The following is a 25,301-nucleotide window of genomic DNA, read 5'->3' on the forward strand; positions in this document are numbered from 1 at the left end:
GGCAAGATCGCCGTATAAGGTAAAGAACTCTCACTAAGCCGTGTAGAGCCCTTCGGGTCGCAGAAATGTTTCTACATTAGCGGACCCGCAAATCATTGTATGGAATCGACAAAATGTAAAACGCTGTCACCTTATGTTATTTTTCAGATAGTTATGTAGGGTGCTTTCATTTATTTTCGGTAATCCAGTCGTTTACGCGCTCTTCCATGATTGTGAGCGGTACAGGCCCAGTACGCAGAATCACATCGTGAAAATCGCCATATGTAAACTTGTCGCCCAGCTCATTTTGCGCCTTTGTGCGCAGCTCCATGATCTTGAGCTTGCCGATCATATAGGCTGTAGCCTGGCCCGGATAGACGATATAGCGCTCAATCGCCTTGCGGATATCGCCATCGGGATTTGGGGTGTTATCGGTCAGATACTGTATCGCCTGTTCGCGGCTCCAGCGCTTGTCATGAATACCGGTATCGACGACCAGTCGGCACGCACGCCACAGCTCCATGCCGAGCCGGCCAAAGTCGGAATAGGGATCAGTATAAAAACCCATATCCTTACCCAGTTCTTCGGAATATAGTCCCCAGCCTTCGGTATAGGCCGTGACGCCGCCAAAGCGGCGGAAAGCGGGTAGATCGCCCAGTTCGGTCTGGATCGCACGCTGCAGGTGATGGCCCGGCAGTGCCTCATGATAGGCAAGCGCCTCCAGTTCATTTTTCGACATGTCTTTCAGGTTATACAGATTGACATAATAGGTGCCAGGGCGCGAACCATCGGGGGCGGGGCTTTGATAAAATGCCTTGCCCGCCGATTTTTCACGGAACGCTTCAACCGGTTTGACGATCAACGGTGCTTTGGGCAGCGTATTGAAAAAATCAGGTACGCGCTTTTCCATTGCGGCAATCGCCGCATTGGCATCGGCCAGATAGGCTTCGCGAGTCGGGTAGAAAAACCGCGAGTCGGTACGGGCATATTTAAAGAAATCCTGCAAGGTACCTTCAAACCCGACCTGCTTCATGATTTTGCGCATTTCACCATGGATGCGTTCTACGTTTTCAAGACCGATCTGATGGATTTCATCCGCGCTCAGATTGGTGGTGGTGTAATTTTGCAGCCGCTCGGCATAATAGGCGGCCCCATCTTTGAACCGCCACACGCCGTCGCCGTCGACAGCCATGGCCTGTTGCCGCTTCATTTCAATACCTAGCTTTTCATATGCGGGTTTGACGCTGTCCATCATGGCTTCTTTGCCGCGTGCGATCAGGTCGTCCTTTTCTGATTGCGGGATATCGAGTGCATTCACTTTCTTTTTCAGGTCGGCGAAGAGCGGCGAATCATCGCCGTTGGTGAAAGGCGCGCCAGTGATGACATTCTGGGCGTCGTTAATGACATAGGGGAAAACCCAGTCGGGTACGATTACACCATTGTTGGCGCGCTCTGCGCTCATGCGTACCAGCTGTTCCATATAGGGACCAAGTCCGTACAAGCGGCTGACATAATCGGCGGCGTGCTGTTTTGTGCTGACACGGTGGATATTGATCAGGAAAGCGGGAATCTGGCTCTGTGCACCGCGCATCTGGTCAAAAATATAGTCATTGTTACGGAATGCGAAGGCGCGCTTGGCCCGGTCCTGCTGATATTCAAACAGGCGGTAGCTAAGTTGGTTGTCGGTGTTGAGCGTGGACGACGCATAGTCGCGCTTCATTTTTGCAAGCGCGTCCTGCCCGCGCTTGAAATCAGCCTGTGTTGCGGCATCGCTCGGGTCGTCCCAGCGGCCATAGTCGGCATCGCGAATGCCGCGAAAGGACTTGCCGATGGGTGAATTGGCAAGGTCCTGCTGGTCCAGTTCCTCATAAAAGGCGAGCAGCCGGGCATCCTGATCCACCGTGGCGGCAACAGCTTCGGCCGCCGCTGCGGCTGCCTCTGCCGCCGCATCCGCTGCTGCAGCCGCAGCCTGCCGGGCGTCATTTGCTGCGGTGTCATAGTCACGGCCGGTAGTCGCACATGCGCCCAGCATGGCAGTGGCGGATAGCATCAGGGTGATTCTGGTGGTTTTCATTTTGCAGACTTCCTCTCTCTATGGCTTTTGCGTACCATATAAACGGCAAGACCGTCTTTTGGCGAATCATTCGGCGGAACGGCCATCTTGTTCGATGGGCGAATGGATGCCATAGCGCGTGCCATGCTTTATGACTTTGCCCGCCCGTTCGTTTTTGCGCTTGATGCCGAAAAGGCGCACCGGATGACGATATCCGGCCTGAAACTGCTGCCATTTACTGGGCGGCGCTGCATTGACGCGCGGCTTGAAAGTGAAGTGGCGGGCGTCCGTTTTCCGGGGCCTGTGGGGCTTGCGCCGGGCTTTGACAAAAATGCCGAAGTGCCGCACCGGATGCTCAGCTTCGGCTTCGGTTTTGCCGAAATCGGCACGGTGACGCCGCGTCCGCAAACGGGAAACCCAAAACCGCGCCTGTTCCGGCTGGCCGAGGACCGGGCAGTGATCAACCGCATGGGGTTTAATAATGATGGCGCGGCGGCGGTGGCGGTGCGGCTGAAAAGCGCCAAGGAGCGCAGTGGCATCATTGGTATCAATATCGGCGCGAACAAGGATTCGGATGACCGGATTGCCGATTATGCGGAAATGACGCGGATCATGGCACCGCTCGGAGATTACCTGACGGTTAATATCAGCTCGCCCAACACACCGGGACTACGCGCACTACAGGATCGGGGGAGCCTGGAAGCCCTGCTGGATGGAGTTATCGCAGCGCGGGGCGATATTGCCATTCCGGTTTTCCTGAAGCTCGCACCCGATCTGGAGGCTGCCGATGTGGAGGATATCTGCGAGGTGGCGCTGGACCGGAAGCTTGATGCGCTCATCATTTCCAACACCACGATCTCGCGGCCTGACCTGAAATCGCGCCATGCGGGTGAGGCGGGCGGTTTATCGGGCGCCCCGCTGAAAATGCTGGCGCTTGAGCGACTGAAACAGTTCCGGCGGGTGTGCGGGGACGCCATGCCGCTGATCGGGGTGGGCGGCATCGAAAATGCCGAAGACGCCTATGCCCGTATCCGCGCCGGTGCGTCGTTGGTGCAGCTGTACAGCGCGCTGGTCTATGCAGGGCCGGACCTGGCGGCGCGCATCAACCGGGGGCTTCTCAGACTGCTGGCACGCGATGGCTTTGCCAATATTGCCGAGGCGGTCGGGGCGGATGTGGACTGAACCAGTGCTTGTCCTGTTTCATCAGGATTGTGCTAGGCTTCGTCTTGCTTTAGCAGTCCATGTAATTTCTGCGGAAACAGGGCCCAATATATGAAACGGATCATAACCTTTATCGTCACACTCGTCATGTTGCCGCTGGTATCCTGTACGCCGATGGAAGGTACAGGGAGCGCGGTGGCGGTGCAGGAAACACAACGCCCGGCGTTCAGGGGTGTCGTCTCTTCGGCTGATCCCCGCGCCACCGCAGCGGGACAGGAAATATTGCGCAAGGGCGGCAGCGCCGCCGATGCGGCGATGGCGATGATGCTGACTCTCACCGTGGTTGAACCGCAGTCGAGCGGCATTGGCGGCGGTGGGTTCCTGCTGTTCCATGATACGAAAAGCGGTAAAATCACCACAATTGATGGGCGTGAAACCGCACCAGCCTCTGCGGATGAAAGACGCTTTGTTGGCGCAGATGGCAAACCGATGCGTTTTATCGATGCGTTTCAGGGCGGGCACAGTGTTGGCGTACCCGGCAATATGCGGCTGATGGAACAAACGCACCGCAGATGGGGCAAGTTGCCCTGGGCAGATATTTTCGTGCCCGCCATTCGGCATGCCGAGCAGGGATATGAAGTGAATGCTGTACTGCAATCGCGGCTGGGGCGCCTGCGCAAAATCTGGGCTAATTTCCCCGAAGCGCGTAAGATATACTGGCAGGATGGGCGTCCGAAACGGCGCGGAGAGACTGTTCGCAATCCCGACCTTGCCCGGTTGCTGCGCCATGTAGCGGAAAATGGCGCCGATGCTTTTTATACAGGTAAGGCGGGGCAAGGCATCATTGCGGCGCTGGCAAATGCGAAAGTCAATCCGGCGGTCATAACACAGGCAGATCTTAGCGCTTACCGCGTTGTCCCCCGTGATGCGGTATGCCTGCCCTATCGCGGCTATAAAGTGTGCGGTATGGGTCCGCCTTCGTCGGGTGCGACAACCGTGCTGCAGATACTGGGAACGCTCCGCCCATTCGACATGGGTGCGCTGGGTAAGGACAATCCGCAAAGCTGGCACCTGATTTCCGAAGCGATGCAACTTGCCTATGCTGACCGTGCCAAATATCTAGGTGATCCGGGGTTTGTAAATGTGCCGGTAAAAGGCATGCTGAGCGATGGCTATCTGGCATCCCGTTCCGCATTGGTCAGCGCGGACAGCTCGCTTGGCACATATGAGGCGGGGACACCGCCTGGCTCCGAAAAGCGTACCGTTGCCCGTTCGAGTGAAGTCGCCGGAACCACGCATTTTGTGGCTGTCGACAGCCAAGGTAATGTCGCCAGCATGACTTCTACCGTAGAGGGCGCATTTGGCAGCCAGCTGATCGCCAATGGTTTTTTCCTCAACAATGAACTCACCGATTTCACCTTTGCCCCCGAAAAAGACGGCGCGCCGGTTGCCAACCGGGTGCAGCCGGGCAAGCGGCCGCTTTCTTCCATGTCGCCCACCATTGTCTATGATGCAAGCGGACAACCCGTGCTTGCGCTGGGCTCTGCAGGGGGCAAACGCATCATCATGCATGTCACGAAAACGCTGATTGGTGTACTGGATTTCGGCCTGCCGCTTCAGGACGCGATTGCCTTGCCCAATATCTATTATGGCGGTGATGCGGTGCTGGTGGAAAAAGGCAGCTATCTTGCGGCGATGGCAGGGGACCTGTCGCGCTATGGACAGACTGTACTCACCACGAACCTGCCATCCAAGGTAAATGGTGCCCAGTGGGTAGAGGACAGGTGGGTAGGCGCGGCTGACCCGCGTAGTCCGGGCGTGGCGCTCACCGAATAGTTTTGCCGGATTGTTTGCACGGCAGGAGCAAAAAATTTGCGTGGCGCGCCAAAGCGGATTAGAGATTGGCACTGCACCCGCATGCAAAAATGCACGGGGTAAGGCTGAAAGCCGGTTTCGGGCAGGAGAGACGTTCGTTTATGACGACCAAATCATTAGAGCAGTTTGACAATTTCAATAATCTTGTGTCGATGTTCCTGACACGGGCAGAGGAAAATGGCGACGCGCCTTTCCTCTGGTCAAAACAGGATGGAAAATGGACACCGCTCAGCTGGAACGAAGTGGCGCGGCAGGTTGTGCTGCTTGCCCAGTCGCTAAAGAAAGCGGGGCTGAACAAGGGCGACCGCGTCATGCTGGTGTCGGAAAATCGGCCTGAATGGTGCATAGCTGACCTTGCTATCATGGCGGCGGGCTGCATCACGGTGCCGACCTACAGCACTAATACCGAACGTGATCACCAGCACATCCTGGACAATAGCGGCGCACGTGCAGTCATCGTTTCTGGTCCCAAGCTCGCCGAACCGTTGTTGCCGGCCATATTGCGCAGCGCCAACGCGCATATCGTGATTGGTATGGAACCACTGAAAATTGCGCAGACGAGCCATTATAACATTTATAACTGGGACGATTTCGTGGCGGGCGATGCAGCCGCCACCGACGCGGCCATGGCGGCGGTCAAAACGGATATGGAAAATATAGGCCGCGGTGATACGGCGTGCCTGATCTATACCAGCGGTACGGGCGGCGCGCCACGCGGCGTGATGCAGCATCATGGTGCGATCCTGCATAATGTGAAAGGCCCTGCCGAAGTAATCGCCAATGATTTCGGCTGGGATGACGAGGTATTTCTTTCCTTCCTGCCGCTCAGCCATGCCTATGAACATAGCGGGGGGCAGTTTTTCCCGATGGGCCTGGGCGCACAGATTTACTATTCCGAAGGGCTGGAAAAATTGGCCAGCAATATTGAAGAAGTGCAACCAACAATCATGGTCGTGGTGCCTCGCCTGTTTGAAGTGCTGCGCACCCGCATGCTCAAGACGATCCAGAAACAGGGCAAGGTTGCGAATTTCCTGCTCGACCGGGCGCTGAACCTTGGTGAGCGCAAGCTGCACGGCAAGGCAGGTATATTCAGCAAGCCGCTCGATATGGTTCTCAACCGTACGCTGCGCCCGAAAGTTGGCGAGAAATTTGGTGGACGGATCAAGGCGATGGTTTCGGGTGGGGCGCCGCTCAATCCCGAAATTGGCGTATTTTTCCAATCACTCGGCCTGACGTTACTACAAGGTTATGGACAAACCGAAGCTGCGCCGATCATCGCCTGCAACCGTCCCAGTACGGGGTTGAAAATGGACACGGTCGGCCCGCCGCTGGTTGATACTGAAGTGCGCATTGCCGAAGATGGCGAGATACTGGTGCGCGGTGAACTGGTGATGCATGGCTATTGGCAAAATGAAGAGGAAACCGCTCGCGTGCTGAAGGACGGCTGGCTGCACACCGGTGATATCGGCCATATTGATGAAGCCGGCCGGGTGGTAATTACCGATCGTAAAAAAGATCTGATCGTCAATGATAAAGGCGATAATGTCAGTCCACAGAAAGTCGAAGGCATGCTGACACTGCAGCCTGAAATCCTGCAGGCAATGGTGGTGGGTGACAAGCGCCCTTATATCGCTGGTCTGATTGTGCCGGACCCTGAATGGTCGCTTGAATGGGCGCATAAGGAAGGCAAGAAATTCGATTTTCACGAGTTGCAGGATTGCCCGCAATTCAAAACCGCTGTGCGTGTAGCCGTGGACCGTGTGAACAAGGATCTGTCTGTGATCGAAAAGGTGCGCCAATTCACCTTTGCCGATGAAGCCTTTGCCATAGAAAATGAGGAAATGACGCCGTCGATGAAAATCCGCCGTCATGTCATTAAGGAACGTTATGCCGAGCGGCTTGACGGACTGTATAAGCGCTAGGGCTTAGCCTGCTGCCACTTTTACATCATCAACCCATTCGGGGTAGAATACCGGTGCACGCGTTGACCAACCCGGTGCGGTTGCGGCGGCTTCGCTGATTGACTGCAGCAGCAGTTTGCGCCGTGACGGTTCAATCTGTGGCAATGCTGCGGCGGCGCAATAGGCGCTGGGCAGCCATGGCCGCACATCAGCTGAGATCAGTCGCTCATAAAGGAAACGGAAGGCCGAAAAACAGGCAAGCTTTTCCTGGGCCAGGTCAAATGCGGCCAGCCTGACCAGCTTTGCCATAAACGCGCCGCTATGCGGTGAATGCTTGCTATCCGGTATATTGTCGCGCAGGTCCGCCAGGTCCTGATACATAAGGTACTGCGTACGGATAGAGGCTGTTTCGTCGGCATCACGCGCCCATAGTTCAAACGCATTGTGGCGCCCCAGTCCGACATCGAGTGAACGTTTGATATAACGCTGTGACTTTGCGCCAAAGCCCGCAAATTCACGCAGCTCCGCAATGGTCAGCGACGCTGTGGTTGTATCGGGTAAACTTGCCATATCCCTGTTCTCCTCCCCGTATGGTTTTGCCCCTGTGTATGCAGGTCCTGAGTATGCGGGAATGTCACTTCATCAGAACATGGTTAATATTTGGTCAATGATGCTATTGCGGCCTGAAAAAGCTGTGCAGAGCAGTCCTATTCGATAAAAGTGCGCCGCGTTTCGACCAGTCAGCCAGATGGGGCAAGACTTATGTAAAGTTTTTGCGCTAAAGAGGCGGAATGGCAAATTTCCTATACGAAGCCCGAAAACCGGCTCAAGGGCATCAGGTGGCGATCTATTCGATCCTGGGGTTCTGGCTGTTTTATGCAGTGCTGACCACGCTGCGTTCAGCCGTTGCGGGTTCTTTTGAACCTGAATATCCACCGCAGGACGAACTTGCCATTCGCCGCGCTGTTGTGACTGCGCTTGGCATATTGGTGACGGTCGGGCTCTATTTCTTCCTGCGCATGTTTGAGAACCGGCCGCTTTCCACCCGTATCATCGCGGCGTTTCTGGGGGCGATACCATGCGCCTTCATTATATCGGGTTTCAATTTTTATATTTTCAACATTTATGACCCGGCAAGCCTGTTCAACAATCCGGAAATGCGCGAGCAGCTCAAGGCTGGCAACGCCGCTTTCCTGATCCTTGAGGTGGCAATATCGCGCTATTTCTTTATCGCCTGCTGGGCGACGCTATACTTGGCGATGAGTTTTGCCAGCGAAGTCCGCATAGCAGAGCGCCGGGCCAGCCGTTTTGCACAGGCAGCGCAGCAGGCCGAACTTCGCAGCTTGCGCTATCAAGTCAATCCGCACTTCCTGTTCAACACGCTCAATTCACTCAGCACACTGGTGCTGCGTGAAAAGCCTGATGAAGCCGAAGCGATGATCATGAACCTGTCCAACTTCTATCGTAACTCGTTGTCCGGCGATCCGCTGGAAGATGTGACGCTGGAGGAAGAAGTTGAACTGCAGCGGCTTTATTTGAAGATCGAAGAGGTCCGCTTCCCCAAACGGCTGCGCATCAGCATCGACATACCCGAAGCTGTTGCCGACGCCTGTGTACCGGGCCTGATACTGCAGCCGCTGGTGGAAAATGCCATTAAATATGGCGTGTCGCGTGCCACGCGGCCCGTTACCATTTCGATCACTGCTGAAGAACGGCAGGGATATCTGTTCATCACAGTGGCCGATGATGGTGATGTGATACCGGATGACAGCGATAAAGGCAGCGGCATTGGCCTTGCCAATGTACGCGACCGGCTGGATACACGCTTTGGTGTCGAGGGACATCTGCGTACTGAACAGCCAGAGGCAGGCGGTTATAAAGTGACGGTTTCCATGCCGCTTATTCACCAGTGCCCGTGCTGATATACTGCATGAATGTGGAAGAAATATAATGAACGATATGACTACGCCGCTTAGGACATTGATTGTGGACGATGAACCGCTGGCCGTGGAGCGGTTGCAGCTTATCTGTGCCCGGCTGGAGCAGCTGAACCTGATTGGCACTGCAACTGATGGCCAGTCGGCGCTGCGTATGACGGAAGAATTGTCGCCCGACCTGTTGCTGCTCGATATCACCATGCCGAAACTTGACGGCATGGGTGTGGCGCGCACGCTTGCAAAAGCCGGATCCACGTCTATGCCCGCGATTATTTTTGTAACTGCGCATGAGGAATTTGCGGTCGAAGCGTTTGACCTGGCCGTGATTGATTATGTGCTCAAGCCAGTGGCTAAAGACAGGTTAACCCGCGCGGTTGACCGCGTTCTGGAACGGCGTCAGGAGTCCACGGCGGATGATGATACATCGCAGACAGAGGCGGAAAGCGAATGGGCTGAAGAATTCTGGGTGCCGCATAAATCAGAGCTGAAGCGGATCGCCACGGACCAGATTGACCGGATTGAGGCGGAGCGTGATTATATGCGCCTGCATGTCGGGTCACGCAGCTATCTGATGCACCAGACCATCAAGGCATTGGAAGCACGCCTTGACCCCGGGCAGTTTATTCGGCTGCACCGTTCGCACATCGTCAGGATTGACCGTATTGCGGGCCTCAAGCACGAGGGCGGCGGTATCTGGCACGCGCGACTTAACGATGAAAGTGAAATCCGTATTGGTCGCACTTTCCTGTCCAAGGCGAAGAAGATAGCCGGGCGTTGAGCCTGAATCCGCGATACTGGCCATTTTCTTTTCATGGGCCGCATAGATACAAAAAGCCCGGTTTTCACGCCGGGCTTTTTTCATGTGTTTTGAAACTTGTACTTAGTTGCTAACGACTATGCGCAGGTCACGGCTTGCAAATTCCTGGCCGGATTTTGCTTTTGCCAGAATGGTAACGGCCGCTTTGCTACCGCCAGACACAGCCTGACTAAAACACTTTTTATAATCGAGCTGGTCTGCCAGTGCACGGCTGGGCATGGGTGAGCATACTGTTCTGGCCGCTGCTTTGATGCGGCCCTGGAGTCTTTTCGCGCCAGCTTCCGAGGCCAGGTTAAGATCGTCATAGCGTACTTCAACGCTGCGTGTTTCCTGCGCGCCAGCCATGGCGGGCGCAGATGCGGACATGATTGCCAGTGCGGACAGTGCGGTGGTGATGAGAGAGGCGCGGGGGGACATTTCAACATACTCCTTTATTTTTTTACAGCTTTCCTGTTCCGGGAATCGGGGGGCCGGTCGAGAAAAAGCGCTGAGATTTTGCTATGTGTGGCGGACAATGTCGGCCTGGGGAGCTAAACTCTGCCCGCCACACGCCATCTTGATAGGATAAGTGATTTTACAAATCAGCAGGGCTTCGACCTGCTGCAACTTTCATCGCCGAATGACAAACCGCATCGACAAACGACATATAACCATCGACTACAGGTGTAGATTTAAGAAATTGGACAGTTTTCTTGCAATTTTATTTCACTTGCGCTGCTGATACGTAATATTCGGATGCAGTCATAAGCACAGACTACATTCGTCAGTCCCTTTTCTGCGGGTTGCCAGGACATTTTACGATGAGATGTTTATTCGGCGACCTAGATCAGTCCAGCCAGCGGGCTGGACGGATCGGCATATTTGCGGCGACCCATGCGTCCGGCCAGATAGGCGGTGCGGCCCGCTTCTACAGCCAGCTTCATCGCCTGCGCCATCTGCACGGGCTGTTTGGCCTCGGCAATGGCGGTGTTCATCAATACACCGTCACAGCCCAGTTCCATCGCAATCGCGGCATCGGATGCGGTGCCGACTCCGGCATCGACCAGCACGGGGACGTTTGCCCCTTCAACGATCAGGCGGATTGTGACGCGGTTCTGGATGCCAAGACCCGATCCGATCGGTGCGCCGAGCGGCATGATGGCAACTGCCCCTGCATCTTCGAGCCGTTTTGCGGCAATCGGATCATCGACGCAGTAGACCATCGGCTTGAACCCTTCGTTAGCCAGTATTTCGGTCGCGCGCAGTGTTTCATACATATCGGGATACAGCGTTTTTGCTTCGCCCAATACCTCAAGCTTGACCAGATCCCATCCGCCAGCCTCGCGGGCCAGCCGCAGGGTGCGTATGGCCTCTTCGCCCGTGAAACAGCCAGCCGTATTGGGCAGGTAAGTGATTTTTTTGGGGTCGATATAATCGGTCAGCATCGGTGCTTTGGGGTCGGACACATTAACGCGGCGGACAGCCACAGTGACAATTTGAGCACCCGATGCTTCCAGCGCAGCGGCATTTTCGGCAAAATCCTTGTATTTTCCGGTCCCGACAATCAGGCGCGAATGGAAAGTCTGGCCGGCAACGGTCCAGCTGTTGTTGGTATGCGATGTCATTATGTTATCTGCTTCCTGAAATATTCCACTGCGCGGCGCTTACCCACCGCCCACAAAATGCACGATTTCGAACCTGTCACCTGCACGAACCAATGCTTCTTCCAAAGTCGAGCGCGGTACGATTTCCAGGTTGCGTTCCACAGCCACTTTTTCGGGGTCAAGGCCAATATCGCGGCACAGATAGGCAACTGTACTGCCTTCTGGCACTTCATGGTTTTCGTCGTTCACCGTGATGGTGATCATTACGTCATGTTCGTGAGTCATGACAGGCAATATAGGTGGAAGCGGGACTAACGCAAAGCCCCAATGGAAATTCTATGAATGGCCTGGCAGAAAGGCCTAATGCGTGGCGCGATAGTTGAGGTCGTGGCCCAGCGCCAGAATGGCAACGCCGACAATGGTGTAAAACACCTGGCTACCATCATGGGGCAGTTCCAGCGCACCCATCATCACCCCAATGCCCAGCGAACCGATGGCAAGCGGCATCATATAGCCATGCCGCAAGGCGCCATAGCCGAGCGCGACTGCGCCCAGCAGGATGGCGATCATCAGGCCGACTTCATGGATGATGGGATCAAGCAGGATACCGCCCGCCGATGCCAGCACCGCTACCAAAACGGCACTGACAAGACAATGCACAGCACACAGGCCTGACAGCAGCATTGCTGCCCGGTCCACTAGGCCATCCCGGTTGATTCGATTCAACATATGCGCTGATGTAGGATATAATATAACATAGCGCAAGAAGGACATCGTGAATATTCACCGACTGTTGCAAATAACACACTTGCGCCAAGCCGCGTAAAACCGCACATAGCGGCTATGCAGGACAGTCTTACATCGTCAGTTAGTTCACGCCAGATAGTGTACCGCCCCATTGCCATAGCCAACTGGCTGATGGGTGTTGCTTTGCTGGTTTTCCTTATCATTGTTGTGGGCGGCATCACCCGGCTGACCGAATCCGGTTTGTCCATCACCGAATGGAAACCGGTGAGCGGTGCGCTGCCACCGCTGAATGAAGCAGGTTGGCAGGCTGAGTTTGACCTGTACAAGACGACCACCGAATTCCAGACTGTCAACCAGTCGATGACGCTGACGCAGTTCAAGTTCATCTATTTCTGGGAATATATCCATCGTCTGATCGGACGGTTGATCGGTGTGGCCTTTGCCCTGCCTTTTCTATGGTTTGCATGGAAAAAAGCGATTCCGAAAGGCTATCACTGGCGGCTCGCCGCGCTGCTCGCGCTGGGCGCACTGCAGGGGGCGATTGGCTGGTGGATGGTCACATCGGGCCTGGTCGGACGCACTGATGTCAGCCATTACCGGCTTGCCATGCACCTTCTCAATGCATTGCTGATTCTGGGCGGATTGACCTGGACAGCACTCGATCTGTGCCAATATGCCAAAGGCAATGTTGTGCCCGCACGGCTGACCAGTTTCGGAGTCTTCGTTATCACCGTGTTGTTTATACAGCTGTTACTGGGTGCCTATACCGCAGGCCTCAACGCTGGTTATGTCAGCAACACATGGCCGCTCATGAACGGTCATTTCGTGCCGGAGGGCATCGATTGGTCGATGGGCGCTCTTGCTGCTTTCGCCAATGATCCATTCCTGGTACATTTTGCACACCGTTGGTGGGCATGGGTGCTGGTGGGCGTGCTTGTCTGGCTGGCAAGACGAGTAAAAGCGGCAGGGGTTCGCCGTGCTTCGATCGCCATTCACAGCGCTTTTGGCATTCAGATATTGCTGGGTATCGCTACAGTCATGACGGGTATGAATATTACACTGGCCGTATTGCACCAAGCCGTGGGCGCGCTGGTGGTGATGGCAACCATCTGGGGCATTCATGTGCTGGGCCGCCGGCCGCAGCCCAATCCGCCAATTGCAATTGAGGCTGAATAATTGTGTCCGGGGTTGCAAAACTTGCCATGGCCTATTGCCCGTTCGGCAGCACTGAAGAGGCGGCGCGAATATCGCGGCAGCTTGTCGAGGAAAAACATGTTGCCTGCGCCAATATATTGGGCGAAACACAATCGGTTTACCGCTGGCAGGGAGAAATTGCGCAGGAGATCGAAACCGCGGTTCTTTTCAAACTGCGCGTCGATGCGGTGCATGGTTTCATGGATCAGCTGACGGCGTTGCACAGCTATGACGAACCGGCAATATTGTGCTGGAATATTGATGCTGCGCCAGATGGTTTTGTGCGCTGGATGGATGGGCAGGTGCGCAAGTGACTAGCTTTCCTCGTGCAAGGCTGTTGGTTGGCGCGCTTATGGTTGCTACGGCTTCCACTTCTTTAGCTACAGCGCAGGAGGAAGCGGATATTGCCCGTGCCGCAAAGTGGCAGGACTTTGCCATTCCGTTCGCTCCACCGCTCGACACGCCCATTTACTTTTCCCGCAAACTGACGCGTGAGACGCGGGGCAACGATGTTCGCAAGAAGAGCGCATATGAGCTTGTTTTTCGCAAGATGGGCCGCGGCTATGTGCTGGAAATGCAGCTCATCCACGTGCAGACCACCGGGCCGGAGGAAATAGCTGAGCTGCTCGCGATGGGCGACAGGATGCTTGGCGATCAAAAGCTGGTCTTTGACCTGTCAGCCGATGGACAAATTCTGTCGGTGCAGGATGCAGGCGGCACATTTGCAAGACTGCGCACTGCGATAGAAAAGGCGAGAACGCATATTGCAGCAAACGACATTACCCCCATGGCCAAAACCATGCACATGGCGTTTCTTGACCGGATAGTGGGGATGGATGAAGCCGCGCAGCAACAATATTTCATGGCGATGGCCATACCCGTTCTGAAGCTCGCCGGTCAGAAGGTCGCTGGCGGCGTTACAGCAGGCGATAAGCATTTTCGGCTGGACGATATAGATGATGGCAATCTTGTACTGGCATCGGTAGCTGATTCCGAATCTGAAAATGTGGCTGTGACAGAAACCTATTATGTGTCGCCTTTCACAGGTCTTTCAAACGGGTTTGATCGTGAAACGAGTATTAAGTTTGGCGGAATTACACGGCTGAGCCGTGAAGAAGGTGTGCTCTCGCCAGAACCCCCGAGAGCGACTGAAATAGAGCAACCCAAGAGCGCTGAATAACAAGAGGTATTATTATACCCGTTTTCTATGCCGCAGTTTTGCTTGACTTGCGTGCAAATTATGCGCATTAGGCCGCTTCCCTGATGGTTTATGACTATCAGCCGAATCATTTAAACCCGAGTTCCGGTCCATCCGGTGGAAGCAATCGCTTTTACCGTAAGTCCAGCCGGAATAATATTTGGAGGTTAGCCCGATGAAGGCGCTGCACAAAACCACACAGTCGGCCAAGCCGCATGAAGTGGAAAAGAAATGGCATATTATTGATGCCGAAAACCTGGTTGTTGGCCGTGTTGCCACAATCATTGCCAATATTCTGCGCGGCAAGCACAAACCAAGCTTTACCCCGCACGTTGATTGCGGTGATCATGTTGTTGTTATTAACGCTGACAAGGTGAAATTCACCGGCAACAAGGCTAAAAACAAGAAATATTACAAGCACACCGGCTATCCCGGCGGTTTGAAAGAAACCACACCGGAACGCATTCTTGAGGGTAAATTCCCAGAACGCGTTCTTGAAAAAGCTGTCGAACGCATGATCCCGCGCGGTCCATTGGGCCGTGATCAGATGCGCGCGCTGCATCTCTATAATGGCACCGAGCATCCACATGAAGGCCAGAAGCCTGAAGTGCTCGACGTTGCTTCCATGAACCGCAAGAACAAGGTGGGTGCATAATGTCAGACCTTTCCGATCTTAAAGAAATCGCCGGCGACGCAGCTGAAGCCAATGCCGAAGCAGGCGCAGCCGTAGAAACCGTCCAGGTTGAAACCATGCCCCTGCGTGAGCAGGAGATTGACGACCAGGGCCGTGCCTACGCCACAGGCCGCCGTAAAGACGCGGTTGCCCGCGTATGGTTGAAGCCCGGCAAGGGCAAGGTAACCGTCAACGGCCGTGACCAGGAAGTGTATTTTGCACGTCCGACACTGCGTCTGGTTATCGCACAGCCTTTCGAAGTTTCTGAGCGTACCGGCCAGTATGATGTGATCTGCACCGTAAAAGGCGGCGGCCTTTCCGGTCAGGCTGGTGCCGTCAAGCACGGTATTTCGCAAGCGTTGACGAAATACGAACCAGCGCTTCGCGGTGTGGTTAAAGCCGCTGGCTTCCTGACCCGCGACAGCCGTGCGGTTGAACGTAAGAAATATGGCCGCGCCAAAGCGCGTAAGAGCTTCCAGTTCTCGAAACGTTAATCGTTTTGATATACCAATACGAAAAGGCGGTCTTGCGGGGCCGCCTTTTTTATTGCGGGCATGCTGCGTACCCCATGCCTTATGCTCCCTGTACCGTGTGCATTGTTGATTTATGGCGGGCAGCAATTATGCTGCGGCAATGGTTCGTAAAGGTTGCTGCACATGAAACGTCATTCCAGGGGTAAGCTTGCTATTTTTGGCCTGTTGCTGGCGCTAGCTGGCATGCTAGCGGGATTTTTCATCTCGTCTGCCATGGTGGGTGATGTGCGAGGCAATATGCAGGCATCGCAGCCCACATCCCCGACTGAAAAATACTCCCTTGGCCAAAACGCGTCCGATACACCTGCCACGCGGCAGGAGCCGGTCAAGCTGGAAAAGTATGTCCCGAAAACGTCTGCCGTCCCAGATGTGCGCTACAAAAATGGTGCACGCGTGCTGGTGCCGGGCGAGCCTGCGCTCAAGGAAGTGCGCTCCACTTTGGAGGATGGATATGATTATACGGCCGATCCGGAATCCGAATCTACCGATCCGGGCGGTTTTGGCGATGTGAAGGACGGCTACTTTCTGGATGGCGGGGTGAAGGAAACGGGTGGTCCGGAAGCGGATATCGCCGCTGCGCCCGGAAACGACTAACCCGCGCGCCGCGCTTTCATCAGGGCGCGGTTGCGCATTTCAACTTCGCGAAATCCTTTGAACGGAGTGAGTTTCTCGTTTTTCCTGCCCTTTTCGGCAAGTGCATAAAGTTGCCCATAGTACCAGTATTGCACCGCGAAACCGTCCAGCGCTTTCAGTGCCTGTATACGCTTGAGGAAACCCAGCCAGTCGGGAATGAACTGCAGCTCATTTTCATGTGCGGGCAACCTGTCCAGCCCGGCGAAAATCTGTTTTGGCGCATCGGGCATGGTGCACATCGGGCGGCCAATACCAATCACGTCCGCGGCGCCGCGGCTCAGCGCATAATCCATGGCCTCACGGCTGCGAAAGCCGCCTGTTACCATGAGCGGGATCTGCACTTTTTCCTGCATGGCCAGCGCGAAGTCGACAAAATAGGCTTCGCGTGCGGCGGTGGAGGGCGCGACATTCTGCTGCGCTTCTTCCTCAATACCCTCAATGCCCAGCAATTTGGGTTGCTCATAATTTCCGCCGCTGATTTCGATCAGGTCGACGCCCGCCCGCTCCAGCCATTCGGCCACCTGCAGACTGTCTTCAAAGGCAAAGCCGCCGCGCTGAAAATCAGCACTGTTGAGCTTTACTGCAATGGGGAATTTCGCACCCACTTTTTTCCGGACAGCGGCAACAGTCGCCATCAACATACGTGCCCGGTTTTCCAGGGAGCCGCCATATTCATCATCACGCTGGTTCGCGCGCGGGTTGAGGAAAGAAGAGAGCAGATATCCGTGCGCGGCATGGACCTGTACGCCGGTAAAGCCCGCTTTTTTGACGGCGCCAGCCGCAATGGCGAAGCGCTCGACCAGTTCTTCTATCTCTTCACCGGTAAGCGCAACCGGTTCGCCAAACTGGCCTCCGGGTAGGCCAAGCTGCACTGGCGATGGCGCTTTGGGGTTGGGATTGACAATCTTCATCACCTGCCGCCCGCCATGACTTAGCTGTGCCCACAAAGCATTGCCATTTTGCGTCGCCGTCTTCGCCCAGCTTTTGAGCGCGGCGGCGAGTCCGGCATCGGGTTCGCCATGAATAATGACATTGCCTGGCCGTTCCAGATGGTCGCGGTCGATGATAATATTGCCTGTGATGAGCGTACCCGCACCGCCATCTGACCAAAGAGCGTACAGCTTTTCCAGCGCCTCGGTCGGAACGCCGCGTGCATCGGCCAAGCCTTCCGTCATGGCTGCTTTGGCAATGCGGTTTTTGAGTGCACTGCCGCAGGGCAGCTTGAGGCGTGACTGAAGGTTTGAAGGCATATTTCCCCCGAGGCAAGTTGCTATTTGCAACTTTGTAACGCGGCCCAGCCATACAGGCAAGTAAGGATTTCCGTGGCTTAGCTGGAAAACTGCGCGCGTGAATTGGCCCTTGCCTGCGTGGCGGAGTCATGACAGATTGATGACTTGGGGTGTGGCAGCAGAAATATGAGAGCCGGGGGACGTGAAATGGCAAAAACGGTAAACAGGCATGAAAGCTATTTTGATGAGGCCGCCAAGGCGGATCATGAAGATGATACGCCCGATTGGCAGCGCAGGATCAGCAACCATATCGCTTATGCGCTTCTCGCCTATACCGCCCTGCAGATTTTTGTTGTGATAGGTGAACTTGGCGGCCATGATGGAGGCATGTCGATGCTGCCCTATCTGGGCCTCATCGTGTTGATCGGCCTGGTCATACCTGTATGCCGCAAGTTTGAAAAGGTTTGGGAACGCCGCCTGGAGAGCGGCCTGTCGCAGGAGGCCATATTGCGCCAGTACAAATTTGACCGGATCATGATCTGGCTGGCGGCAATCGGTTTTCCGTTCCTACTCGTGGCGATATTCAGGGGCTTTTCAGCCCTTTCGGGATAGTTTTCTTCCCTCCGGTAAAAACAATATCATCGCCAATTGACGAGGCACCTGCCGCACCGTAATGCATGCTTATGCTTACACCCAATGAAGCGCAGGAGCGCGCACATTCCCTTGTCCAGGCCGCGATGAAATCGGGCGCCAGCGCGGCAGATGCGATTTATATCTGTAATGCCACGACCCAGGTCGGCATGCGGCTGGGCGTACTGGAAGATGTTGAACGTTCCGAAGGCGAAACCATTGGCCTGCGTTATTTTGACGGGCAGCGTTCGGCCACGATATCTGCTTCCGACATGTCTGCTGATGCGCTGGACACGCTGGTTGAACGCGCGGGGCACATGGCAAAGGCTGCACCTGAAGACCAATATGCAGGGCTGGCCGATGCGGAGTTGCTGATGACTGGACCCAGTCCCGACCTTGCGTTGGATGATAGCGGCGATCCGGATCCACAGATACTGCGCGACCGGGCATTGGAAGCTGAGGATGCGGCCCGCGCCGTGGACGGCGTGACCAATAGCGAGGGTGGCGGTGCCAGCGCGGCCCGTGCAGCAGTGGCGCTGTCGACCAGCCATGGTTTTGATGGCTGTTATTCAGGCAGCATGTACAGCCTGTCCGCCAGTGTGCTGGCAGGTGGGGGCAGTGACATGCAGCGCGACTATGCAAGCCATAGCATTCGGCATTTTGCGGAGCTTGAAGATGCGGCGGATATCGGCCGCCACGCGGGGGAACGCGCTGTGGCGCGCATGAATCCCGTATCGGTAAAAAGCGGGGCCATGCCGGTCGTGTTTGATCCGCGTGTCGGCGGTACGCTGGTCGGACATCTGCTGGGCGCGATATCTGGGCAGGCGATTGCCCGGAAAACAAGTTTCCTGCTGGATGCCATGGGGGAGCAGGTATTTGATAGCGGCGTCACGCTGCACGATAATCCTCATCTCGTGCAGGGTCTCAGGTCAAAAGCATTTGATGGTGAGGGCCTGCCAACGCAGGCTCGCAAACTCATTGATGCTGGCCGGTTGACGACCTGGCTGCTTAATGCAGCGACAGCGCGGCAGCTGAAACTTGCACCCACCGGTCATGCGACGCGCGGTACGGCAGGTTCCCCCGGTACAGGCGCGAGCAACCTGCATATCGCACCGGGCAAGACGAGCCCAGCTGAGCTTATGGCCGATGTGAAACAGGGTATATATGTCACCGAACTGATCGGTATGGGCGTCAATGGCGTGACGGGCGATTATAGCCGCGGCGCAGGCGGTTTCCTGATCCAGGATGGCGAAATCGGCCCGGCGGTCAGCGGCATCACCATTGCCGGCAACCTGAAAGACATGTTTGCGGCGATGATTCCTGCCAGCGACCTGGATATGCGGCGCAGCGTCAATGTGCCCACCCTGCGCGTTGATGGCATGACAGTCGCGGGTGATTGACTGGGACGCCCTGACGCGCATCGTGCGTGAAGCTGGCGATATTGCTGCCACAGGCTGGGCAATGGCGGGTGGAGACCTGAAGGTCTGGCAAAAAGGCAATGACAGTCCCGTCAGCGAAAGCGATATTGCGGTTGATCGTTTCCTGAAAAGTGAGCTGGGAAAGCTATTACCATCGGCAGGCTGGTTGTCCGAAGAGACCGCCGATAATCTGAACCGGCTGGACAATGATCTGATCTGGCTAGTCGACTCGATCGACGGTACTCGCGACTTTGTACGCGGGCGCACCGGCTGGTGCGTCTCTGTAGCGCTTATCAGCAACAACCGCCCGTTGCTCGGCATGCTATATGCGCCTGCCCGTGCGGAGCTTTGGACAGCGCGGGCAGGTGAGGGGGCGTACCGCAATGGCACGCGACTGAAAGCGAGTACGCGCTGTGCGTTTGCAGGTGCACGAGTGCCTGCGGCGCAATTGATGAAAGTCGATCAGATTCTCACTATGGTACAGCAGCCTAACAGCATTGCATTGCGCATGGCGATGGTCGCAGCGGATGAAGCTGATCTGGTGGCGACTTTGCGTTGGGGCCATGAATGGGACATTGGCGCGGCTGCGCTGATTGCGCGCGAAGCAGGCGCCCGCGTTACCGACGCATTGGGCAAGCCCTTCCATTATAACAGTCGCAAAGGACAAGCATTTGGCGTTTTATGCTGTGCGCCTGCTATCCATGGCGAAGCAGTGGAACATTTGCGTGAGAGGGCTGAGGCCGTGCTGGCACGCTGAATATATTTCTATATCCCCGCCAGTTTCTTGACATTGGCATCACTACGGCTGTTGCTCTGTGACGCTTTCAGGTCGCTTTCATCAATCCAGCACAGGTCATTATGGCTAAGTACGCGCCCGTCATGCGCGTGGATGGCGATCTGTGCGATCGGTTTATGGTCACGCTCATCGGCGAGCACAGGGTTGGAGGGCACGCCGGTTTCCCAGCGCTCACCCCATTGGCGCAGCGCGATCATGGCGGGCAGCAGGTCGAGTCCTTTTTCGGTGAGGCGGTATTCGATCTTACGGCGGTCATCGGCGCACGGCGCGCGTTTCAATATGCCGCCCTCAACCAGGCGGGTGAGGCGGTTGGACAGAATATTGCGGGCGATGCCCAGTTCGTCGAGAAATTCCTCAAAATGATACAACCCGTTGAAAGAGGCGCGCAGGATCATGAAAGACCAGCGCTCGCCCATGGTTTCCAAGGCAAGAGGCAGGCCGCAATTTTCGGCAAGTTCGTGTAATGGCTCGCGCAGTTTCTTCATAATATCCATGCCTACTCCATAATCCGCAAAAGCAGAAACTTTTTTAAGTTTTAGGTTGCAACTTAAAATCTATTATATTAAGTAGTGATTCGCAACTTAAATATTTTACCTCCCCAACCGGTGCCTTTAGCGGGTGCCTTGTAATCCAAGAAGGAACGAAAAGATGACCTCCCTCCCCACATCTCTCTCAAACGTCCTGCGGCAGTTCGTGTTTGTAATTGTCGCCTCACTGGGCGCAGCCACCATGTTTACCGCGACAGCGGCCAGCGCTGGCAAGCCAGTATATTATGAAGCCACATTGGCCAGCCCGACGAAAACAGCCACTAAAGTTGTCAAAGGCGTGATCTGGCATTGCAAGGAAACAACCTGCAAAGCCAGCGAATCCCGTACTCGCGGCACACATGTCTGCGCGAAGCTCGCTCGTAAAATGGGCGATGTGACGGCATTCACAGTCAAAGGTGTGGCTTTTGACGATGCGGCTCTCGCGGAATGTAACGGCAAGAAATAAAACTTACCCTTCCCCCGCCCTGTCTCATGCGAACGGGCGGCGGACAAACTATGCCCATGGCAACATCGAACGCAGCTTTGCCGCCCCCTCTCGGCAGCTGCACGATGCATGCCATGGGCATTTTTTCGTCCATTCTTTCGCGCCTCTGCGCTTTTCCAAAGTTTTTGATTGCATAGCGCGATCAAAACAAACACATTTGACATGATGTTGCGGCAGTATGAACTTGTTGAGCGTGTAAAAAGCTATGACCAGGATGCGGATGAGGACCTGCTCAACCGCGCCTATGTCTTTTCCGTGCAAAAGCATGGTAGCCAGAAACGCGCCAGCGGTGATCCTTATTTCAGTCACCCGATTGAAGTCGCCGGTATCATGACTGACCTGAAGCTTGATCAGGAAACAATAATAACCGCGCTGCTGCACGATACTGTTGAAGACACTTTGACAACAGTTGAAGAAATCGAACGCCTGTTTGGCGAAGAAGTGGCCCAGATGGTTGATGGTGTGACCAAGCTATCCAAAATCGAAGCCCAGACCGAAGATGAACGCGCCGCAGAGAACCTACGCAAATTCCTGCTCGCCATGTCGAATGATGTCCGCGTTCTGCTCGTTAAGCTGGCCGATCGTTTGCACAATATGCGCACACTACATTTTATCAAAAAACAAGAAAAGCGCCGCCGGATTGCCCGCGAAACGATGGATATCTATGCGCCGCTTGCCGAGCGCATCGGTATGTACGAGTTTATGCGTGAAATGCAGCTGCTTGCGTTTGAACAGCTTGAACCCGAAGCTTATGATACGATCACCACCCGGCTGGAACAGATCAAGCAGAAGGAGGATGCAGAGGTTGACAGCATTGCCTTGTCAATCGGGCAGGAGCTTAGCGCAGCGGGGGTCAGCAGCGAAATTAGCGGGCGCGAAAAGCACCCCTATTCAATCTGGAAAAAAATGGCCGAGCGCCATGTCAGCTTTGACCAGATGACCGACATTATTGCTTTTCGCGTTATCACCGACAATTCGGACGACTGCTATCGTGCATTGGGTGTGATTCATCAGAAATGGCAGATGATTCCGGGCCGTTTCAAGGATTATATCTCAACCCCGAAACGCAACGGTTACCGTTCGTTGCACACAGCCATCATCCATGATGATTCGATGCGGGTCGAAGTGCAGGTGCGCACGCGTGAGATGCACCGGCAGAGTGAATTCGGGCTGGCCGCGCACTGGGCCTATAAGCAAAGTGTGCCAGAACCGGATGGGCAGGCGGGCTGGGTACGTGACCTGCTGGAAATTCTGGATACAAGCCAGGATGCCGAGGAACTGCTCGAACATACGCGTATGGCGATGTATCAGGACCGGATTTTCGTGTTTACACCTAAAGGTGCATTACACCAGCTTCCCAAAGGCGCCAGCCCCGTCGATTTTGCCTATGCCGTGCATACCGACCTGGGCGATATGACAGTAGGCGCCAAGATTAATGGCCGCCATGTGCCGCTGCGTACCGAGCTCAGCAATGGCGATATTGTCGAGATACTGAAGTCGGAAGGACAGGAACCGCAGCCCAGCTGGCTGGGCTTTGTCGTGACCGGCAAAGCGCGTGCGGCCATCCGCCGTTTTGTGCGACATAAAGAACGTGATGAAATGGCCGCCATAGGCCGCAAACTCTATGATGAAATAGCCGAACGTCTGCCGATCAAGATTGGTAAAAAGGCGCTTAAGGCCGCCATGCAGCGGCTTGATTATGAGCGTGAAGAAGATTTCATGTATGCGATCGGTACAAACAAACTGCCTGACCGCGACGTGATGGAAGCGTTGGTACCCGGCAGTGCAAGCGATGACCCGAACAAACGCGAATGGCCAAAACAGGATCGCGCGATATCCATCCGCGGGCTGACAGCGGGAGTGGCATTCCAGCTAGCCGATTGCTGTCACCCGGTTCCAGGCGACCGCATTGTCGGGTTGCGTCATCCGGGTGCTGGCGTGGAAGTGCACACAATTGACTGCCTGAAACTGGTCAACGGTGTGGACAGTGACTGGGTCGATCTTTCGTGGGGCCGCGAATCCGATGGCGCGACGGCGCGGCTGCGCATAATTGTCTATAACAGGCCCGGCACACTGGCGGATATGGCAGGTGTTTTTGGCGTGCAAAAGGCGAATATCGTCAACCTGCGTCTGACCAACCGGGATGATCCATTCCATACTTTCGAAGTGGATATAGAAGTGCATGACAAACAGCACCTCATGGCAATTATTTCGGCACTGCGCGCATCGGATGCGGTGGCGCAAACCGAACGTGTCTAGCGTGCCTACCTAGTCATATGTCTTGCCGCCGCAGATAACCTTGGCTGCGTTGCGCGCACGGACATTGCAGCGAGTATCGCCGTTTATCAGTATCTGCGCAAACTGGCTTATAATGACGTGCGCGCTTTCACTGGCGCTAAACTGGCTCTTGACCGGCCCTTCGCCAAGAATTTCGAGCGTTTCCGAATTGAGTGCGGCGGCATCAAGCACCCCCTTGCCGCGGATAATGGCTTTTACGTTTTCGGCACGCCCCGCGACCTGCATACGCCCGCCCAGTCCGTTAAAGTTAAGCTGCATTTCTTCAGCATCCATATTGCCCACGATAAGCTCACCTATGCCATACAGGCTTGCGCGGGTTTTGCGCCCGGTCAGTGCGTTCACAACCATGCGGCCTTTGCCGGTCAGGGTGACATCATCAACATTGCGGGCATTTACGCGCAAAAGCGCTCCCGGGTCGTCATCGATGCTCTTCTTTTTGCGCGTTTTGACAATAAGCGTTCGATTCTCGATGCGCAGGTCAAGCTGGTTGATATCAACCAGCTCTCCCTCGGCACGTACGGATTGTGGCTTGCCGGTTTCTATGAGCACCACCATACTGCCCTCAACCCGCACCGCATCGAAATTGGCGAGCGTAAAGCTGCGGGTTTGCGGATTTGCCGCCGCCATGCCGGGAGCCAACAGCGCGAGCAAAATAATCAAGCGTAGAAAAGCCACTACAGCGCCCTTTTAACCGCAGCTCAAGCTGCCTGAGCCCACTATTGAAGAATCGCATTTGGCGCTGCCCGATACATTGACATCGCCTGACCCCATGATGCTGGCTTCAACCGTGCCATCGGACTTGATGCTTGCGTTACCGCTGCCGGCGATGGACACTTCGGCTTTGTCTGCGGATAGTTGGCCGCCTTCAAAATCACCGCTGCCGGCAATTGAGATTTCGATAGTATCGCTCGATCCGGCCATTGTGATATTGCCTGATCCTGCAATGCTGTTTTCCAGCTGTTGTACATCAACCATGGCAACTTTAAGGTTGCCGGAGCCTGCAATATTGGCCTCGGCTTGTTTGCCCTCCAGCTTGTCCACCTCTGCATCGCCTGATCCTGCCACTGAAATGCCTTCCAGCCTGGGCATGGTCAGTGTGATTGTTGCGGCCTCCCCGTAACTTTTGTTAAAGATACCGTCATTATCCTTGCGGCCAATGCGCAATGTGCCATCCTTCACTACATAGCGCAGCTGTTCAAGCGTATCGCTATCACCCTCTGCGCTTATGGCATAGGCGGGACCATTTTTGACGATAAGGCTGTCCGGGCCGAGAAGTGCGACGTCGGTGAAGTTTTCGCCTGAAATATCGGCACCAGTCAGGGCGGCACTGTCTTTATCAAACCCACTATAACTGCCTATGTCCACATTGCAGCCGCCAAGTGCCAAGGCCATTGCGGCTACACCCAATCCGGCAAATATTTTCATGTTTCGCATCTTTCTTGTCCTTTTCTTCTGCCTTGCCCAGCTGTATTATCTACATAATACGCAATATGTCGTTTAATTCAAGAGTGATGTCTGCTGCGCCATGGGTTTTACATGCAGTGGGCATAAAAAAGGCCGCCTTGGATATTTCCAAGGCAGCCCTTCTGATGATTATGTTCGAGAGAGCAAGGC

The 25,301-nt window shown here is 55.2% G+C and carries 24 protein-coding genes and 1 pseudogene; 16 read left to right on the forward strand and 9 right to left on the reverse strand.

The window, feature by feature from the left end; genetic code table 11:
* Window positions 1–166: 166 nt before the first annotated feature.
* Window positions 167–2,053 carry a DUF885 domain-containing protein gene (locus G6Q15_RS11565; RefSeq protein WP_240330875.1) on the reverse strand — a complete coding sequence of 629 codons (1,887 nt, stop codon included), beginning with the start codon at window positions 2,051–2,053 and terminating at the stop codon, window positions 167–169.
* Between the two features lie 123 nt (window positions 2,054–2,176).
* On the opposite strand from G6Q15_RS11565, the gene G6Q15_RS11570 reads away from it, so the two are divergent.
* The 3 genes from G6Q15_RS11570 (at window position 2,177) to G6Q15_RS11580 (ending at window position 6,990) form a co-directional block, all read left to right on the forward strand.
* A complete protein-coding gene (locus G6Q15_RS11570) occupies window positions 2,177–3,214 on the forward strand; it encodes a quinone-dependent dihydroorotate dehydrogenase (RefSeq protein ID WP_164119004.1) in 1,038 nt (345 codons plus the stop codon).
* A 90-nt stretch (window positions 3,215–3,304) separates the two neighbouring features.
* Window positions 3,305–5,029, forward strand: a complete 1,725-nt coding sequence (ggt, locus tag G6Q15_RS11575) for a gamma-glutamyltransferase (RefSeq protein ID WP_240330876.1) — start codon at window positions 3,305–3,307, stop codon at window positions 5,027–5,029.
* 140 nt (window positions 5,030–5,169) lie between these two features.
* Window positions 5,170–6,990 (forward strand): AMP-dependent synthetase/ligase, encoded by a 1,821-nt coding sequence (locus tag G6Q15_RS11580; protein ID WP_164118960.1) that lies wholly within the window; start codon window positions 5,170–5,172, stop codon window positions 6,988–6,990.
* A 3-nt stretch (window positions 6,991–6,993) separates the two neighbouring features.
* Here the strand turns inward: G6Q15_RS11580 and G6Q15_RS11585 are convergent, their stop codons facing one another.
* Window positions 6,994–7,539, reverse strand: a complete 546-nt coding sequence (locus tag G6Q15_RS11585; protein WP_164118963.1) for a hypothetical protein — start codon at window positions 7,537–7,539, stop codon at window positions 6,994–6,996.
* A 221-nt stretch (window positions 7,540–7,760) separates the two neighbouring features.
* On the opposite strand from G6Q15_RS11585, the gene G6Q15_RS11590 reads away from it, so the two are divergent.
* Both G6Q15_RS11590 and G6Q15_RS11595 read left to right on the forward strand, forming a co-directional pair.
* On the forward strand, window positions 7,761–8,891 hold the full coding sequence (locus G6Q15_RS11590) for a histidine kinase (protein WP_164118965.1): 1,131 nt from the start codon (window positions 7,761–7,763) through the stop codon (window positions 8,889–8,891).
* A 37-nt stretch (window positions 8,892–8,928) separates the two neighbouring features.
* Entirely contained in the window at window positions 8,929–9,684 is a 756-nt protein-coding gene (locus tag G6Q15_RS11595) for a LytTR family DNA-binding domain-containing protein (protein ID WP_164119008.1), read from the forward strand.
* Between the two features lie 102 nt (window positions 9,685–9,786).
* Here the strand turns inward: G6Q15_RS11595 and G6Q15_RS11600 are convergent, their stop codons facing one another.
* From G6Q15_RS11600 to G6Q15_RS11610, 3 genes and pseudogenes are all read right to left on the reverse strand, one after another.
* Entirely contained in the window at window positions 9,787–10,140 is a 354-nt protein-coding gene (locus G6Q15_RS11600) for a UrcA family protein (protein WP_164118968.1), read from the reverse strand.
* Between the two features lie 404 nt (window positions 10,141–10,544).
* Window positions 10,545–11,591, reverse strand: a pseudogene (gene thiS, locus G6Q15_RS11605) (sulfur carrier protein ThiS).
* A 75-nt stretch (window positions 11,592–11,666) separates the two neighbouring features.
* Window positions 11,667–12,035, reverse strand: a complete 369-nt coding sequence (locus tag G6Q15_RS11610; RefSeq protein WP_164118970.1) for a MerC domain-containing protein — start codon at window positions 12,033–12,035, stop codon at window positions 11,667–11,669.
* Window positions 12,036–12,149: 114 nt separating this feature from the next.
* On the opposite strand from G6Q15_RS11610, the gene G6Q15_RS11615 reads away from it, so the two are divergent.
* The 6 genes from G6Q15_RS11615 (at window position 12,150) to G6Q15_RS11640 (ending at window position 16,245) form a co-directional block, all read left to right on the forward strand.
* Entirely contained in the window at window positions 12,150–13,229 is a 1,080-nt protein-coding gene (locus tag G6Q15_RS11615) for a COX15/CtaA family protein (RefSeq protein ID WP_164118972.1), read from the forward strand.
* Between the two features lie 2 nt (window positions 13,230–13,231).
* Complete coding sequence (gene cutA / locus G6Q15_RS11620) at window positions 13,232–13,561, forward strand: divalent-cation tolerance protein CutA (protein WP_240330879.1); 330 nt, start codon at window positions 13,232–13,234, stop codon at window positions 13,559–13,561.
* Window positions 13,558–14,427 carry a hypothetical protein gene (locus tag G6Q15_RS11625; protein WP_164118974.1) on the forward strand — a complete coding sequence of 290 codons (870 nt, stop codon included), beginning with the start codon at window positions 13,558–13,560 and terminating at the stop codon, window positions 14,425–14,427. Before cutA ends, G6Q15_RS11625 begins: the two co-directional genes overlap by 4 nt.
* Window positions 14,428–14,620: 193 nt before the next feature.
* Entirely contained in the window at window positions 14,621–15,100 is a 480-nt protein-coding gene (rplM, locus tag G6Q15_RS11630; RefSeq protein ID WP_164118977.1) for a 50S ribosomal protein L13, read from the forward strand.
* On the forward strand, window positions 15,100–15,612 hold the full coding sequence (rpsI, locus tag G6Q15_RS11635; protein WP_164118979.1) for a 30S ribosomal protein S9: 513 nt from the start codon (window positions 15,100–15,102) through the stop codon (window positions 15,610–15,612). Before rplM ends, rpsI begins: the two co-directional genes overlap by 1 nt.
* 162 nt (window positions 15,613–15,774) lie before the next feature.
* The gene (locus tag G6Q15_RS11640; RefSeq protein WP_164118981.1) at window positions 15,775–16,245 is read left to right on the forward strand and encodes a hypothetical protein; all 471 of its coding nucleotides are present in this window, start codon (window positions 15,775–15,777) and stop codon (window positions 16,243–16,245) included.
* Here the strand turns inward: G6Q15_RS11640 and G6Q15_RS11645 are convergent.
* A complete protein-coding gene (locus G6Q15_RS11645) occupies window positions 16,242–17,534 on the reverse strand; it encodes an NADH:flavin oxidoreductase/NADH oxidase family protein (protein ID WP_164118983.1) in 1,293 nt (430 codons plus the stop codon). The genes G6Q15_RS11640 and G6Q15_RS11645 overlap by 4 nt on opposite strands.
* Window positions 17,535–17,720: 186 nt before the next feature.
* Here G6Q15_RS11645 and G6Q15_RS11650 point away from each other — a divergent pair, with 186 nt between their 5' ends.
* The 3 genes from G6Q15_RS11650 to G6Q15_RS11660 all read left to right on the forward strand — a co-directional run bounded on the left by G6Q15_RS11650 (window position 17,721) and on the right by G6Q15_RS11660 (window position 20,318).
* Entirely contained in the window at window positions 17,721–18,125 is a 405-nt protein-coding gene (locus tag G6Q15_RS11650; protein ID WP_164118985.1) for a hypothetical protein, read from the forward strand.
* A gap of 71 nt (window positions 18,126–18,196) precedes the next feature.
* Window positions 18,197–19,543, forward strand: coding sequence for a TldD/PmbA family protein (locus tag G6Q15_RS11655; RefSeq protein ID WP_164118987.1), 1,347 nt, complete (start codon window positions 18,197–18,199; stop codon window positions 19,541–19,543).
* Entirely contained in the window at window positions 19,536–20,318 is a 783-nt protein-coding gene (locus G6Q15_RS11660; RefSeq protein ID WP_164118988.1) for a 3'(2'),5'-bisphosphate nucleotidase CysQ, read from the forward strand. Before G6Q15_RS11655 ends, G6Q15_RS11660 begins: the two co-directional genes overlap by 8 nt.
* A gap of 8 nt (window positions 20,319–20,326) precedes the next feature.
* Here G6Q15_RS11660 and G6Q15_RS11665 read toward each other — a convergent pair whose 3' ends face one another.
* Window positions 20,327–20,842, reverse strand: coding sequence for a helix-turn-helix domain-containing protein (locus tag G6Q15_RS11665; RefSeq protein WP_205518163.1), 516 nt, complete (start codon window positions 20,840–20,842; stop codon window positions 20,327–20,329).
* Between the two features lie 163 nt (window positions 20,843–21,005).
* Between G6Q15_RS11665 and G6Q15_RS11670 the strand changes: the two genes are divergently transcribed.
* Window positions 21,006–21,350: a hypothetical protein gene (locus G6Q15_RS11670; protein ID WP_164118990.1), complete on the forward strand. Its 345-nt coding sequence runs from the start codon at window positions 21,006–21,008 to the stop codon at window positions 21,348–21,350.
* A gap of 204 nt (window positions 21,351–21,554) precedes the next feature.
* A complete protein-coding gene (locus tag G6Q15_RS11675; protein WP_164119015.1) occupies window positions 21,555–23,648 on the forward strand; it encodes a bifunctional (p)ppGpp synthetase/guanosine-3',5'-bis(diphosphate) 3'-pyrophosphohydrolase in 2,094 nt (697 codons plus the stop codon).
* Window positions 23,649–23,657: 9 nt separating this feature from the next.
* Here G6Q15_RS11675 and G6Q15_RS11680 read toward each other — a convergent pair whose 3' ends face one another.
* Window positions 23,658–24,362 (reverse strand): DUF2807 domain-containing protein, encoded by a 705-nt coding sequence (locus G6Q15_RS11680; protein ID WP_164118992.1) that lies wholly within the window; start codon window positions 24,360–24,362, stop codon window positions 23,658–23,660.
* A gap of 12 nt (window positions 24,363–24,374) precedes the next feature.
* Window positions 24,375–25,121: a head GIN domain-containing protein gene (locus G6Q15_RS11685; RefSeq protein ID WP_164118994.1), complete on the reverse strand. Its 747-nt coding sequence runs from the start codon at window positions 25,119–25,121 to the stop codon at window positions 24,375–24,377.
* Window positions 25,122–25,301 lie beyond the last annotated feature (180 nt).

Source organism: Sphingorhabdus sp. Alg239-R122 (assembly GCF_900537065.1).
GTDB lineage: Bacteria > Pseudomonadota > Alphaproteobacteria > Sphingomonadales > Sphingomonadaceae > Alg239-R122.